We start from the raw sequence: 13,715 nt of genomic DNA on the forward strand, positions 1-13,715 counted from the left end.
TCTAGATGGATATCGGGATGATTCGTGGCCTGGGCACTGTCGTCGTGATGGTGGCTTTTATCGGTTTGGCGCTGTGGGTATTCAGCCCGCGGCGCAAGTCGGAGTTTGAAGACGCAACCCTGTTGCCGTTCAAGGATGATCCCGAAGCCATCAAGCACGTCGAGCAAGAGCAAGCTTCTAGGAGTAACAAAGAATGACTACGTTCTGGAGTCTGTACGTTACAGTCCTCACTCTGGGTACCATCTTCGCCTTGACCTGGTTGTTGCTGGCCACCCGCAAGGGGCAACGCAGCGAACAGACTGACGAGACAGTTGGGCACTCTTACGACGGGATTGAAGAGTACGACAACCCGATGCCGAAATGGTGGTTCATGCTGTTTGTGGGCACCGTGATTTTTGCCTTGGGCTACCTGGTGTTGTACCCGGGCCTGGGTAACTGGAAAGGCCTGCTGCCGGGCTACCAGTACCTCGACCTACAAAAGGAAACGCCGTTTGCCAATGGCCAGACGGGCTGGACCGGGGTTCACGAATGGGAAAAGGAAATGGCCAAGTCGGACGCCAAGTTTGGTCCGATCTTCGCCAAATTCGCTGCCATGCCCATTGAAGAAGTCGCTAAAGATCCGCAAGCACTGAAAATGGGCGGCCGTTTGTTTGCGTCCAACTGCTCGGTGTGCCACGGCTCCGACGCCAAGGGCGCGTACGGCTTCCCTAACCTGACCGACGCCGACTGGCGCTGGGGTGGTAGCCCGCAAGAGATCAAGGCCACCATCATGGACGGCCGCCACGCGATGATGCCGGCTTGGGCAGACGTGATCGGCGAGCAGGGCGTAAGCGACGTAGCCGCTTACGTGCTGACCCAACTGGACGGACGCAAGCTGCCAGAAGGCGCCAAGGCTGATCCGGCCAAAGGCAAAGAGCTGTACGCCACCAACTGCGCCGTGTGTCACGGCCCAGAAGGTAAAGGCAACCCGCTGATGGGCGCACCCAACCTGACTCACCCGGGCGCGTTCATTTACGGTTCGAGCTTCGCTCAACTGCAGCAGACCATCCGTTACGGCCGTCAGGGTCAGATGCCTGCTCAAGCGGATCTGCAAGGGAACGACAAGGTTCACTTGCTGGCCGCTTACGTGTACAGCCTGTCCCACGGTGAAGACGCCAAGGCCGCTGAATAACCCAGTGGTTTGACCGCGTTGACAAAGAGCCCCGCCACCCTGTGTTGGCGGGGCTTTTTTACGTCCTCAGAAACGGCACGTCACCCAACGAAACCGCTCTGGCCAAGCACGCTGCGGGGTTTTCCGGCCTGTAGGCAGGCACTGAAGTCAATTGATCTGTGTCATGACTTGTTACAACTGCTATACCAAGTTCTGTTTTTTCGGAACGCGACCAAAGGTCGCACCCTTGAGCTAGAGTCACAGGCGTATCATTGCGCCACTGCAACACCTTCTGACTGCGGCCGGCACGCACTGGTCGCGGCATTTTTCCACTGCCGTGGGACGCACTAATGAGCAATCAGATTCCAGTACACGATGTAACGCCACCTGCCAAGAAGGCACCTGAAAGCGTCAACCTCTATGCTGCCCGGGAAAAAATCTACACCCGCGCATTCACCGGTTTGTTCCGCAATTTACGAATGGTCGGGGGGGCTGTGCTGTTTTTGCTGTACTTCGGCACTGTCTGGCTCAACTGGGGCGGCCACCAGGCTGTCTGGTGGAACCTTCCGGAACGTAAATTCTTCATTTTTGGCGCCACCTTCTGGCCACAGGATTTCATCCTGCTGTCGGGCTTGCTGATCGTCGCCGCCTTCGGCCTGTTCTTCATTACCGTGTACGCCGGGCGTGTGTGGTGTGGCTATACCTGCCCGCAGAGCGTGTGGACCTGGGTCTTCATGTGGTGCGAAAAAGTCACTGAAGGTGACCGCAACCAGCGCATCAAACTCGACAAAGCGCCGATGAGCGCCAACAAGTTCGTGCGCAAGCTCAGCAAGCACAGCCTGTGGCTGCTGATCGGCTTTGTCACTGGCATGACCTTTGTCGGCTACTTCTCCCCCATTCGCGAACTGGTGATCGATTTCTTCACCGGTCAGGCCGATGGCTGGGCGTATTTCTGGGTCGGTTTCTTCACCCTCGCCACCTACGGCAACGCCGGGTGGCTGCGCGAACAAGTGTGCATTTACATGTGCCCGTATGCGCGCTTCCAGAGCGTGATGTTCGACAAAGACACGCTGATTGTTTCCTACGACCCGCGTCGCGGTGAAGTCCGTGGCCCGCGTAAAAAGGACGCGGACTACAAGGCTCAAGGCCTGGGCGACTGCATTGACTGCACCATGTGCGTGCAGGTGTGCCCGACCGGGATCGACATCCGTGACGGCCTGCAGATCGAATGCATCGGCTGTGCGGCCTGCATCGACGCCTGCGACAGCATCATGGACAAGATGAACTACCCGCGCGGCCTCATCAGCTACACCACCGAGCACAACTTGTCCGGGCAAAAAACCCATAAGCTGCGCCCTCGCCTGATCGGTTATGCGCTGGTGCTGCTGACGATGATGGGCCTGCTGGCTGCTGCCTTCTTTACCCGCAGCCTGGTCGGGTTCGATGTCAGCAAAGACCGCGTGCTGTACCGCGAAAACGCTGAAGGCCGGATCGAAAACGTCTACAGCCTGAAGATCATGAACAAGGACCAGCACGACCACACCTACGTGCTCGATGCCACGGGTCTGCCGGACCTGAAACTGCAAGGCAGGCGCGAGATCAAGGTCGCGGCGGGCGATATCGTCAGCATGCCGGTCGAGTTGTCGATTGCCCCAGAAGCACTGCCGTCCAGTACCAACGAGGTGTATTTCATTCTCAAGGACGCGGACAACAGCGACATCAACGTAAAAGCCAAGAGCCGCTTCATCGGCCCCCAAATCAGATAAGAGAGCCTTGCCATGCCAGCACCAAAACCCTACAGCCCTTGGTACAAACACCTGTGGCCGTGGATCATCATTGCCATCCTGGCCTGCTCGGTGACGCTCACGCTGTCGATGGTCACCATCGCCGTGAACAACCCCGATCATCTGGTCAATGACAACTACTACGAGGCTGGCAAAGGCATCAACCGTTCGCTCGACCGCGAACTGCTGGGTCAGCAGCTCAACCTCAAGGCGACGTTGCACCTGGATGGCATGACAGGTGAAGTGGTGCTGCTGCTCGACGGCAGCAGCCACCCGAAAACGATTGAACTGAACCTGATTTCCCCGACCCAGCCCGAAAAGGACCGCAAGGTGCCGCTGACACAGAGTGAATCGGAGCCGCGCCGTTACATCGGCCAGCTGGATGACAAGGTTGAAGGGCGCCGTTTCGTCGAGCTGCTGGGCGTTGAAGATGGCAAGACCTGGCGCCTGTTTGAGGAAGAAGAAGAAGTCGGTCACGACAAAGACCTGTTGCTGGGTGACGAGCCCCTGCAAGGCGCTGAAGTCCACTCCAAACAGTAACAACGTTGCCCGCAAGGTCGCCGTGACAGGGAAACGCGAACCCTGCCACGCTGGCCTCGCGGGCAATGATGTATGTTCAGCGCACAGCCTCGCGACAGACTGCCATGACCACTCCCGTACCCTGCTATCACTGCGCCCTGCCCGTTCCGCCCGGCAGTCGCTTCACTGCGGTCGTTCTCGAGGAAACCCGCGAGTTCTGCTGCCCCGGCTGTCAGGCCGTAGCCGAAGCCATCGTCGCCGGCGGGCTGGAAAGCTATTACCAGCACCGCAGCGAAGCCTCCGCCAACCCTGAAGCGCTGCCGGTGCAGTTGGTCGAAGAACTGGCCCTGTATGACCGCCCCGACGTGCAACAACCGTTTGTGCGGCATGAAGGCGAGCAGGCTGAAACCACCCTGCTGATTGAGGGCATCAGTTGCGCGGCCTGTGGCTGGCTGATTGAAAAACACCTGCGCCGCTTACCGGCCGTGAGTGAGGCACGGCTGAACCTGTCCAATCACCGCCTGCATGTGCGCTGGGCCGACAGCCAGTTGCCGCTGAGCGAAGTGCTCAGCGAACTGCGCCACATCGGCTATGCCGCCCACCCCTATCAGGCCGACCGCGCCACCGAACAACTGGCCAGCGAAAACCGCCTGGCCCTGCGCCAATTGGGCGTCGCCGGGTTGCTGTGGTTTCAGGCAATGATGGCAACCATGGCCACCTGGCCCGAATTCAACATCGACCTCAGCCCCGAGATGCACACCATCCTGCGCTGGGTCGCGCTGTTTCTGACCACCCCGATCGTGTTTTACAGCTGCGCGCCCTTTTTCAAAGGCGCCATGCGCGACGTGCGCACCCGACACCTGACCATGGACGTATCGGTGTCGCTGGCCATCGGCGGTGCTTACATCGCCGGTATCTGGACTGCCATTACCGGCATTGGCGAACTGTATTTCGACGCCGTGGGCATGTTTGCGCTGTTCCTGCTGGCGGGGCGCTACCTCGAACGACGTGCCCGGGAGCGCACCGCCGCCGCCACCGCGCAGCTGGTCAATCTGCTGCCCGCCTCTTGCCTGCGCCTGAGCCCTGACGGGCAAAGCGAGCGCATTCTGCTGACCGAACTCAAGGTCGGTGACCAGGTACTGGTGCATCCCGGCTCGATCCTGCCCGCCGATGGCAAGATCCTCGACGGGCAATCCAGCATCGACGAATCACTGCTGACCGGCGAATACCTGCCACAGCCCCGCAGCCCCGGCGACGCGGTCACGGCGGGCACGCTGAACGTCGAAGGCGCCCTGACCATTGAAGTGCTGGCTCTGGGCCAGGACACGCGCCTGTCGGCCATCGTGCGCCTGCTCGACCGCGCCCAAAGCGAAAAACCGCGCCTGGCGGAAATAGCCGACAAGGCCGCGCAATGGTTTTTGCTGTTCTCGTTGCTTGCGGCGGCCGCCATCGGCGTGGTGTGGTGGCAACTGGACCCGTCCCGCGCGTTCTGGATTGTGCTGGCGATGCTGGTAGCAACCTGCCCGTGCGCCCTCTCGCTGGCGACCCCCACCGCGCTCACGGCGGCCACCGGCACGTTGCATAAGCTGGGCCTGCTGCTGACACGCGGGCACGTGATCGAAGGCTTGAACCAGATCGACACCGTGATTTTCGACAAAACCGGCACCTTGACCGAAGGCCGTCTGGCGCTGCGGGCCATTCGCCCCCTGCGTGACCTGGACAGCGACCACTGCCTGGGGCTGGCCGCTGCGCTGGAAAATCGCTCCGAGCACCCGATTGCCCGCGCGTTCGGTCGCGCGCCCCACGCCGCAGAAGAAGTGCACAGCACGCCCGGCCTGGGTCTCGAAGGGCGCGTGGGTGCGCAGCGCTTGCGCATCGGCCAGCCGGGGTTTGTCTGTGAACTGAGCGGGACGGCCGTGCCGGACATGCCGCAGGAGCCTGGCCAATGGCTGCTGCTGGGCGACGCTCAGGGGCCGCTGGCCTGGTTTGTCCTCGATGACCGCTTGCGCGCCGACGCCCCGGCGCTCCTGGCGGCCTGCAAGGCCCGGGGCTGGCGCACGCTGCTGCTGTCGGGCGACACCTCCCCGATGGTCGACAGTGTGGCGGCCGAGCTGGGGATTGATGAAGCGCGCGGCGGCCTGCGCCCCGACGACAAACTTCACGTGTTGCAGCAGTTGCATGCCCAGGGCCGCACCGTGTTGATGCTCGGTGACGGGGTCAACGACGTGCCGGTGCTGGCCGCTGCCGACATCAGCGTGGCCATGGGATCGGCCACTGACCTGGCGAAAACCAGCGCCGATGCCGTGCTGCTGTCCAATCGGCTCGAGGCATTGGTGCAAGCCTTTGGCCTTGCCCGGCGCACACGTCGGGTTATCATCGAAAACCTGTTGTGGGCAGGCCTGTACAACGGCCTGATGCTGCCCTTTGCGGCGCTGGGCTGGATCACTCCCGTGTGGGCCGCCGTGGGCATGTCCATCAGTTCACTGATCGTGGTGTTGAACGCTTTGCGCCTGACGCGCATGCCGAAGCCCGCCAGCCTTCAACCTACCCTCGATCCTCAGCCGATGCCGGCCTGAAACGGCCGTCCGGAGTTCTTATGCCAGCGCTTTACGTCATGATTCCCGCGGCCTTGCTGATTGTCGGGGTCGCCATTTACATCTTCTTTTGGGCGGTGGACAGCGGCCAGTACGACGACCTGGACAGCCCGGCCCACAGCATTCTGTTTGACGACCAAGACCCGCAGCACACCGCCGCCGTCGACGAGGCCAAAGGCCTGCACCCGGACGCGCCCAAAGACGACGATCAAACAGCGCCGCCCCATGCTTGAATTGGCGCCGCTGCTGGTTTCAGCCGTCATCCTCGGCCTGTTGGGCGGTGGCCATTGCCTGGGCATGTGCGGGGGGTTGATGGGCGCCCTGACTCTGGCGATTCCGAAAGAACAACGCAGCCGACGCTTCAGGTTGCTGCTGGCCTACAACCTCGGTCGAATCCTCAGCTATGCCGCAGCCGGTTTATTGCTCGGCCTCGCAGGCTGGGCCGTGGCCAATAGCCCGGCGGCGCTTTTCATGCGCATCCTCGCGGGCGTGCTACTGATTTGCATGGGCTTGTACCTGGCGGGCTGGTGGAGCGGTCTGACGCGCATTGAAAGCCTGGGGCGCGGCCTGTGGCGTCATATCCAGCCGATTGCGACGCGACTGCTGCCGGTATCGAGCCTGCCGCGCGCTTTGCTGCTGGGCGCACTCTGGGGCTGGCTGCCGTGCGGGCTGGTGTACAGCACCCTGATCTGGTCAGCCAGCCAGGGCAGCGCGACCGACAGCGCACTGTTGATGCTGGCGTTTGGCCTTGGCACGTGGCCCGTGTTGCTGGCCACGGGGCTGGCGGCCGAGCGTGTCACGGCCCTGCTGCGCAAGCGCAGCGTGCGCATGACAGGCGGCGTACTGGTGATCCTGTTCGGCATCTGGACCCTGCCCGGCCCGCACCAGCATTGGTTAATGGGGCATTGAGTCGAGCAGCGTGCCGCCCCGTGCGGTGTCAGGCTGCTACAAAGCTGCAACCACAGCTCTTGATGCAAATCAAGATGCAACAGTGACCCACCCCCTAGACTGCCGAGCATTGCCAGCCATCCCGGGGGAATGCCCGCATGCTCGACGCCATTCGTTGGGACTCAGATTTAATTCGCCGTTACGACATGGCCGGACCGCGCTATACCTCGTATCCCACAGCCATGCAGTTCAACAGCCAGGTCAGCCCGTTTGACCTGTTGCATGCGTTGCGAGAAAGCCGCAAGGCGTTGCGTCCTCTGTCGTTGTATGTGCACGTGCCGTTCTGCGCCAACATTTGCTATTACTGCGCCTGCAACAAAGTGGTGACCAAGGACCGGGGTCGCGCACAGCCCTATTTGCAACGCCTGGAGCAGGAAATCCAGCAGATCGCCTGCCACCTCGACCCCCATCAAAAGGTCGAGCAGTTGCACTTTGGCGGTGGCACGCCGACGTTCCTCAGCCATGACGAGCTTCGCCAGTTAATGGCCAAGCTGCGCCAGCATTTCAACCTGCTGGACGATGACTCCGGCGACTACGGCATCGAGATCGACCCGCGCGAAGCCGACTGGTCGACCATGGGGCTGTTGCGCGAGCTGGGGTTCAATCGGGTCAGCATCGGCCTGCAAGACCTCGACCCGCAGGTACAACGGGCCGTGAACCGCTTGCAAAGCCTGGAAGAAACCCGCGCGGTGATTGACGCGGCGCGCACCCTGCAATTTCGCTCGATCAATATCGACCTGATCTACGGGCTACCGAAACAGACGCCCGAGGCATTTGCGCGCACGGTCGACGAAGTGATTAATCTGCAGCCGGATCGTTTGTCGGTGTTCAATTACGCGCACTTGCCTGAGCGCTTCATGCCACAGCGCCGGATCAATGCCAGTGATTTGCCGTCCCCTGCCGACAAGCTGCAGATGCTGCAAAACACCATCGAGCAACTGACCAAAGCCGGTTACCGCTACATCGGCATGGACCACTTCGCCCTGCCGGATGACGAACTGGCCATTGCCCAGGAAGAAGCCACGCTGCAACGCAATTTCCAGGGCTACACCACCCACGGTCATTGCGACCTGATCGGGCTCGGTGTGTCGGCCATCAGCCAGATCGGCGATTTGTACTGCCAGAACAACAGCGATCTGGCGCAGTACCAGACCACGTTGGCCAGCGCCCAACTGGCCACCAGCCGCGGGCTGATCTGCAATCAGGATGACCGGATCCGCCGCGAAGTGATTCAGCAAATCATCTGCAACCTGCACCTGCCGTTTGCGCGCATCGAGCAGGCGTTCAACATCGACTTCAGGGGGTATTTCGCAGCCCAGTGGCCCGCACTGGAAGCAATGGCGCAAGACGGCCTGATCGCACTGGACAGTGACAAGTTGACCGTTCTGCCGGCGGGGCGGTTATTGGTGCGCTCGGTGTGCATGGTGTTTGATGCGTACCTGGAGCAACAAAACCGCCAACGCTATTCGCGGGTTATTTAGCGGCTAACGAAGCGGCCTTGAGCGCGTCGTCGCTGCTCATGTCTTTCATGGCCTTGGCCAGGCTCGCGTTCAGCGTGATCAGACTGGCCGTCAGGCTGGAAATTTCACCCTGTAACGCCGACGCTTGAGCCTTGGCCTGCTCCGGGCTCAGGCTGCTGTTGGTCAACACTTGCTGCAGTTGCTGCTGCTTCTCGGCGATCTGCTTTTTGACGTCGCGAATCATCTTCAGCAGTTTCTGAATATTGTCGGGCAAACCGCTGTCTTCAATGTCGCTGTTGTCAGCTTTCTGCGCACCGGCGGCTTTCAGGGCAGCGCCCGAAATGGTGACCGACACGCCTTCAGCGGGAGTCGTGGCGTCCACGTCAAGTTTCGCGTCTTTGTCGGCTGTTTTCTGACCCTGCGTGTTCTGCACAGGCGCCGGGATGTGCAACATCCCACTTTGCCCCAGGGTTACCCCTCCCATCGACGACATCTTCCCTGCTCCGTTTATCTGCGATACCCGTTTATCGGCCAAATCCTACATTTCTTGAGCGTTCCGCCCAGAGAAGGCGCACTGGTCTGGATTCCCTTGCTGAGTTACCCTTGTAACTTATGTGTGTTTTCCCACAAGGATTAAAGAAATGTCCGAGCCAGTAAAACTGCGCGCTCATAACCAGGCACACTGCAAGGACTGCAGTCTGGCGCCTCTGTGTTTACCACTTTCATTGAATCTGGAAGATATGGACGCGCTGGATGAGATCGTCAAGCGAGGCCGCCCCCTGAAAAAAGGGGAGTTCCTGTTTCGCCAGGGCGATACGTTTGGTTCGGTGTACGCAGTCCGTTCTGGCGCGCTCAAGACCTTCAGCCTGAGTGACAGCGGCGAAGAGCAAATTACCGGCTTCCATTTGCCCAGCGAACTGGTCGGCCTCTCCGGCATGGACACAGAATCCTACCCGGTGTCAGCACAGGCGCTGGAAACCACGTCGGTGTGCGAAATCCCGTTTGAACGCCTGGACGAGCTGGCCCTGCAATTGCCGCAACTGCGTCGCCAGTTGATGCGCGTGATGAGCCGCGAAATCCGCGACGACCAACAAATGATGCTGCTGCTGTCGAAAAAGACCGCTGACGAGCGTATTGCCACGTTCCTGGTCAACCTGTCTGCCCGCTTCCGGGCCCGCGGTTTCTCGGCCAACCAGTTCCGCCTCAGCATGTCGCGCAATGAAATCGGCAACTACCTGGGCCTGGCCGTTGAAACGGTCTCGCGGGTGTTCACGCGCTTGCAGAACGACCATTTTCTGATCGCGGAAGGCAAGGAAGTCAACATCCTTGACCCGATCAAGCTGTGCGCACTGGCAGGCGGGTCTTTGGAAGGCTAAAGCCGCTATACTGGCGCGCTTTACGCACGCCAGGACACACCCACACCATGGTCTTGAACGACTTCTGCCTAAAATCGCTGATCCGCCCGGTCATTGACTTCCCCAAGCCGGGCGTGATTTTTCGCGACATTACCCCGCTGTACCAGTCCCCTCGCGCCATGCGCGTGATTGCCGATTCGTTTATCGAACGCTACGTCGAAGCCGACTTCACCCACATCGGCGCCATGGATGCACGCGGGTTTTTGATCGGATCAGTACTGGCTCACCAGCTCAACAAGCCCCTGATCCTGTTTCGCAAGCAAGGCAAACTGCCGGCGGACGTGATCGCTGAAGGCTATCAGACCGAATACGGCGAAGCGTTTTTGGAGGCGCACGCTGACAGCCTGTGCGAAGGGGATTCGTTGCTGATCGTGGATGACCTGATTGCCACAGGCGGCACGCTGATTGCGGCGGCCAATCTGGCACGGCGCATGGGGGCAACGGTCTTTGAAGCGGCGGCCATCATCGACCTGCCTGAACTGGGCGGCTCAAAGCGCCTGAATGACATCGGCATTTCGACCTTTAGCCTGACTGAGTTTTCGCTGACCGAATAAAGCGTCGCCCTTGCTGTCACGTTCGCCAGCAAGGGCGATGGGTCTCACAATGCGATGGGTTTGCGTCCGGCGAACGAATGCGCCAGCGTTCCGCCATCCACCAACTCAAGCTCGCCACCCAACGGCACGCCGTGGGCGATGCGTGACGCGATCAAACCTTTGCTGTGCAGCAGCTGCGCAATGTAATGCGCGGTGGCCTCGCCTTCGACGGTCGGGTTGGTGGCCAGGATGACCTCGGTAAAGGTGCCTTGCGATTCAATGCGCGCCATCAGTTGCGGAATGCCAATCGCCTCTGGCCCCAGGCCATCCAGCGGCGATAAATGCCCCTTGAGCACGAAATAGCGCCCGCGATACCCCGTTTGCTCCACGGCATAGACGTCCATCGGGCCTTCCACCACACACAGCAGGGTGTCATCGCGACGCAGGTCCGCGCACTGCGGGCACAGATCGTCTTCGGTCAGGGTGCGGCACAACCGGCAATGCCCTACCCCTTCCATCGCCTGACTCAACGCCAGCGCCAGACGCGAGCCACCACTGCGGTCACGCTCCAGCAACTGCAGGGCCATACGCTGCGCGGTCTTTTGACCCACGCCCGGCAAAGTGCGCAAGGCATCAATCAGTTGGCGAATCAGGGGGCTAAAGCTCATAGGGAAAAGTCCGACAAAACAACGAGAGGCGGTTTATACCCGCCCGGTCAGGCAGCGTCAAATGCTCTCGTCACCCCCACAGCCCGCGACAGCGACGACAAAAAACGCGCAAAAAAAAGCCGGGCGCGATGCCCGGCTTTCTCACAGCACCTTAGAACGGCAGCTTCATGCCCGGTGGCAATTGCATGCCGGCGGTCACGCCGCTCATTTTGTCCTGGCTGTTGGCTTCGATCTTGCGCACGGCGTCGTTAACGGCCGCGGCGAACAAGTCTTCCAGCACTTCACGGTCATCATCGCTCACGCCTTCCAGCAGGCTGGGGTCGATGCTCACGCGCTTGATGTCGTGACGACCGGTCATCACCACGCTCACCATATCGCCACCTGCCTTGCCGGTGACTTCTGCGTTGGCCAGTTCTTCCTGCATCTTGGCCATTTTTTCCTGCATCTGCTGCGCCTGCTTCATCAGGCCGGCCATGCCACCTTTCATCATGGGAATCACCTCAAACGGTATATGCACAATATGCCCATGGCCTTCGACCACGGGCTGTAATTTTTTATCCGCCGCTACGACGCCTGGGGCTCGACCACGTCGACAGGCTGGATCGTATCGTCACGCACGGCGGCGTCGAACTGTTCAATCATGTGTTGGACCAACGGGTCGGCATAGATCGATTCCTCCGCCAGTCGCTGACGCTCGGCGCGCAGACGGGCAGCCGCTTGCGCCGGGGTTTCCTGTTCGGGCTTGATCAGCTCGATGGTGACTTTAAGCGTGCGCTGCAAGTGCTGGTTCAGGGCATCGTTCAAACGCCGCTGCTGGGTCGCGTTAAACAACGCACTGTGCGCCGGGTCCAGGTGCAGCAGCCACTCATCCCCTTCGGCCGAGATCAGCGTGCAGTTGGCACCAATGCTTGCTGTCATCCCCGACACCGGTAATTTGGGGAACATGTTGAGCCATTCAAGGGCCAGACCGGTCGCCGGCATCGCGGCGGGCTGCGGTTCAGGCTCCGGCGCTGGCTCATGCTCGGCCGCATGCTCACTGGCCAGCTCGTCCAGATAACTGTAGGCCGCCGAGTCCATGTCCGGCTCAATGTAGTCTTCGTCCAGCGGCGGCTCGTCATCACGATCCATGCCTGACAGGGCCGCATCGACTTGCTCAGCGGTCGGCTCGGGGATCGGTGCGGCCGTCCACTGCGGCGCGTCGGGCACCACGCTGTCCGGGGTAGGCAATGGCATCGGCGGCAACGCGGGGGCCTCGCTGACGGTCTCCAGCACCGGCTCGGGGGCAGGCGCTTGCTCGACGACCGGCACAGCGGGCTCGTTCCACGGCAGATCGACTTCTGCGACCACAGGCGCCCGTGGCTCAACCACTGGGGCGGGGGCAGGCGTCGGGGACGGGGCAACCTGGGGTTCAGACGCCGCGACGGGTTCCGGCACCGGTGTCGCGACCGGCGTTAGCGCAGCAGCCGTCGCCACGGCTTGAGCGGAATCAACTGTGGCCTGGCTGATCCCCACCGGCTTTAGCGGCTGACTCGGTGCGTCCCCGGTGTCGGCAGGACGAAAGGCCAACATGCGCAGCAGCACCATTTCGAAGCCGCCCCGCGGGTCGGGCGCGAGGGGTAAATCGCGGCGACCGATCAGGCCCATCTGGTAATAAAACTGCACATCTTCGGCCGGCATCGCCTGCGCCAGCGCCAACACCCGATCCCGGTCGCCGTGGCCATTGTCGACGCCTTCAGGCAATGCCTGGGCAATCGCCACGCGGTGGAACACGTTGAGGATTTCCGACAGCACGCCATTCCAGTCCGGCCCCTGCTCGGCCAAATGGCGCACGGCCTCAAGCAAGGCTTTTGCATCGCCCTGGATCAAGGCGTGAAGCAGGTCAAACACCTGGCCGTGGTCCAGCGTACCGAGCATGGCCCGCACATCCGCAGCCAGCACTTTGCCTTCACCGAACGCAATCGCCTGATCGGTCAGGCTCATGGCATCGCGCATCGACCCGTCTGCGGCACGCCCGAGCAGCCACAGGGCATCGTCTTCAAAAGGAACGTTTTCGACACTCAGCACATGGCTCAGGTGTTCAACCACGCGCTCCGGGGTCATGTTCTTGAGCGAGAACTGCAGGCAGCGCGACAAAATGGTCGCCGGCAGCTTTTGCGGGTCGGTCGTCGCCAGGATGAACTTGACGTAGGGCGGCGGCTCTTCGAGGGTTTTAAGCAGCGCATTGAACGAATGGCTGGAGAGCATGTGCACTTCGTCGATCAGGTAGACCTTGAAGCGCCCTCGGCTCGGCGCATACTGCACGTTATCGAGCAGCTCGCGGGTGTCTTCGACCTTGGTGCGGCTGGCGGCGTCGATTTCGATCAGGTCGACAAAACGGCCTTCGTCGATTTCGCGGCACACCGAACACTCGCCACACGGGGTCGAGGTGATACCTGTTTCACAGTTCAGGCATTTGGCGATGATCCGCGCAATGGTGGTCTTGCCCACGCCACGGGTACCGGTGAAAAGGTAGGCGTGGTGCAAGCGCTGACTGTCCAGGGCGTTGATCAGAGCCTTGAGCACATGGGTCTGGCCGACCATTTCGCGGAACGAGCGCGGACGCCATTTACGTGCAAGAACCTGATAACTCATTGATAACCGTCGC

General features: G+C 61.1%; 14 protein-coding genes. 10 read left to right on the forward strand and 4 right to left on the reverse strand.

Going from position 1 to position 13,715, the window contains the following annotated elements; all coding sequences use genetic code 11:
• The first annotated feature begins 5 nt into the window (after nucleotides 1-5).
• The 8 genes from BKD70_RS17035 (at nucleotide 6) to hemN (ending at nucleotide 8,476) form a co-directional block, all read left to right on the forward strand.
• Nucleotides 6-197, forward strand: a complete 192-nt coding sequence (locus BKD70_RS17035; RefSeq protein ID WP_080960189.1) for a cbb3-type cytochrome c oxidase subunit 3 — start codon at nucleotides 6-8, stop codon at nucleotides 195-197.
• The gene (gene ccoP / locus BKD70_RS17040; protein ID WP_047275233.1) at nucleotides 194-1,171 is read left to right on the forward strand and encodes a cytochrome-c oxidase, cbb3-type subunit III; all 978 of its coding nucleotides are present in this window, start codon (nucleotides 194-196) and stop codon (nucleotides 1,169-1,171) included. The genes BKD70_RS17035 and ccoP overlap by 4 nt, the downstream gene beginning before the upstream one ends.
• A gap of 329 nt (nucleotides 1,172-1,500) precedes the next feature.
• A complete protein-coding gene (gene ccoG, locus BKD70_RS17045; protein ID WP_047275235.1) occupies nucleotides 1,501-2,916 on the forward strand; it encodes a cytochrome c oxidase accessory protein CcoG in 1,416 nt (471 codons plus the stop codon).
• Between the two features lie 12 nt (nucleotides 2,917-2,928).
• On the forward strand, nucleotides 2,929-3,474 hold the full coding sequence (locus tag BKD70_RS17050; RefSeq protein WP_047275237.1) for a FixH family protein: 546 nt from the start codon (nucleotides 2,929-2,931) through the stop codon (nucleotides 3,472-3,474).
• Nucleotides 3,475-3,578: 104 nt separating this feature from the next.
• Entirely contained in the window at nucleotides 3,579-6,029 is a 2,451-nt protein-coding gene (locus tag BKD70_RS17055; RefSeq protein WP_047275239.1) for a heavy metal translocating P-type ATPase, read from the forward strand.
• Nucleotides 6,030-6,049: 20 nt separating this feature from the next.
• Nucleotides 6,050-6,280 carry a cbb3-type cytochrome oxidase assembly protein CcoS gene (gene ccoS / locus BKD70_RS17060; protein ID WP_047275241.1) on the forward strand — a complete coding sequence of 77 codons (231 nt, stop codon included), beginning with the start codon at nucleotides 6,050-6,052 and terminating at the stop codon, nucleotides 6,278-6,280.
• Complete coding sequence (locus BKD70_RS17065; protein WP_047275243.1) at nucleotides 6,273-6,956, forward strand: sulfite exporter TauE/SafE family protein; 684 nt, start codon at nucleotides 6,273-6,275, stop codon at nucleotides 6,954-6,956. Before ccoS ends, BKD70_RS17065 begins: the two co-directional genes overlap by 8 nt.
• A 137-nt stretch (nucleotides 6,957-7,093) precedes the next feature.
• On the forward strand, nucleotides 7,094-8,476 hold the full coding sequence (hemN, locus tag BKD70_RS17070) for an oxygen-independent coproporphyrinogen III oxidase (RefSeq protein ID WP_047275245.1): 1,383 nt from the start codon (nucleotides 7,094-7,096) through the stop codon (nucleotides 8,474-8,476).
• Here the strand turns inward: hemN and BKD70_RS17075 are convergent.
• Nucleotides 8,469-8,909, reverse strand: coding sequence for a hypothetical protein (locus BKD70_RS17075; protein WP_047275380.1), 441 nt, complete (start codon nucleotides 8,907-8,909; stop codon nucleotides 8,469-8,471). The genes hemN and BKD70_RS17075 overlap by 8 nt on opposite strands.
• A gap of 187 nt (nucleotides 8,910-9,096) precedes the next feature.
• Here BKD70_RS17075 and fnr point away from each other — a divergent pair, with 187 nt between their 5' ends.
• Complete coding sequence (gene fnr / locus BKD70_RS17080; protein ID WP_047275248.1) at nucleotides 9,097-9,831, forward strand: fumarate/nitrate reduction transcriptional regulator Fnr; 735 nt, start codon at nucleotides 9,097-9,099, stop codon at nucleotides 9,829-9,831.
• A gap of 47 nt (nucleotides 9,832-9,878) precedes the next feature.
• Nucleotides 9,879-10,424 carry an adenine phosphoribosyltransferase gene (locus BKD70_RS17085; protein WP_047275250.1) on the forward strand — a complete coding sequence of 182 codons (546 nt, stop codon included), beginning with the start codon at nucleotides 9,879-9,881 and terminating at the stop codon, nucleotides 10,422-10,424.
• Nucleotides 10,425-10,468: 44 nt separating this feature from the next.
• On the opposite strand, the gene recR is transcribed toward BKD70_RS17085, so the two are convergent.
• The 3 genes from recR to dnaX form a co-directional block, all read right to left on the reverse strand.
• Nucleotides 10,469-11,071 carry a recombination mediator RecR gene (gene recR / locus BKD70_RS17090; RefSeq protein WP_047275252.1) on the reverse strand — a complete coding sequence of 201 codons (603 nt, stop codon included), beginning with the start codon at nucleotides 11,069-11,071 and terminating at the stop codon, nucleotides 10,469-10,471.
• A 151-nt stretch (nucleotides 11,072-11,222) separates the two neighbouring features.
• Nucleotides 11,223-11,561 carry a YbaB/EbfC family nucleoid-associated protein gene (locus BKD70_RS17095; RefSeq protein WP_017527493.1) on the reverse strand — a complete coding sequence of 113 codons (339 nt, stop codon included), beginning with the start codon at nucleotides 11,559-11,561 and terminating at the stop codon, nucleotides 11,223-11,225.
• A gap of 74 nt (nucleotides 11,562-11,635) precedes the next feature.
• A complete protein-coding gene (dnaX, locus tag BKD70_RS17100) occupies nucleotides 11,636-13,702 on the reverse strand; it encodes a DNA polymerase III subunit gamma/tau (RefSeq protein WP_047275255.1) in 2,067 nt (688 codons plus the stop codon).
• Nucleotides 13,703-13,715: the final 13 nt, after the last annotated feature.

Source organism: Pseudomonas sp. BS-2016 (genome assembly GCF_001806145.1).
Lineage (GTDB): Bacteria > Pseudomonadota > Gammaproteobacteria > Pseudomonadales > Pseudomonadaceae > Aquipseudomonas > Aquipseudomonas lundensis.

Bases quoted from the DNA above. Each gene is read 5' to 3' on its own strand.
- BKD70_RS17035 (WP_080960189.1), top strand. From the start codon at position 6: ATGGATATCGGGATGATTCGTGGCCTGGGCACTGTCGTCGTGATGGTG.
- ccoP (WP_047275233.1), top strand. From the start codon at position 194: ATGACTACGTTCTGGAGTCTGTACGTTACAGTCCTCACTCTGGGTACC.
- ccoG (WP_047275235.1), top strand. From the start codon at position 1,501: ATGAGCAATCAGATTCCAGTACACGATGTAACGCCACCTGCCAAGAAG.
- BKD70_RS17050 (WP_047275237.1), top strand. From the start codon at position 2,929: ATGCCAGCACCAAAACCCTACAGCCCTTGGTACAAACACCTGTGGCCG.
- BKD70_RS17055 (WP_047275239.1), top strand. From the start codon at position 3,579: ATGACCACTCCCGTACCCTGCTATCACTGCGCCCTGCCCGTTCCGCCC.
- ccoS (WP_047275241.1), top strand. From the start codon at position 6,050: ATGCCAGCGCTTTACGTCATGATTCCCGCGGCCTTGCTGATTGTCGGG.
- BKD70_RS17065 (WP_047275243.1), top strand. From the start codon at position 6,273: ATGCTTGAATTGGCGCCGCTGCTGGTTTCAGCCGTCATCCTCGGCCTG.
- hemN (WP_047275245.1), top strand. From the start codon at position 7,094: ATGCTCGACGCCATTCGTTGGGACTCAGATTTAATTCGCCGTTACGAC.
- BKD70_RS17075 (WP_047275380.1), bottom strand. From the start codon at position 8,909: ATGTTGCACATCCCGGCGCCTGTGCAGAACACGCAGGGTCAGAAAACA.
- fnr (WP_047275248.1), top strand. From the start codon at position 9,097: ATGTCCGAGCCAGTAAAACTGCGCGCTCATAACCAGGCACACTGCAAG.
- BKD70_RS17085 (WP_047275250.1), top strand. From the start codon at position 9,879: ATGGTCTTGAACGACTTCTGCCTAAAATCGCTGATCCGCCCGGTCATT.
- recR (WP_047275252.1), bottom strand. From the start codon at position 11,071: ATGAGCTTTAGCCCCCTGATTCGCCAACTGATTGATGCCTTGCGCACT.
- BKD70_RS17095 (WP_017527493.1), bottom strand. From the start codon at position 11,561: ATGATGAAAGGTGGCATGGCCGGCCTGATGAAGCAGGCGCAGCAGATG.
- dnaX (WP_047275255.1), bottom strand. From the start codon at position 13,702: ATGAGTTATCAGGTTCTTGCACGTAAATGGCGTCCGCGCTCGTTCCGC.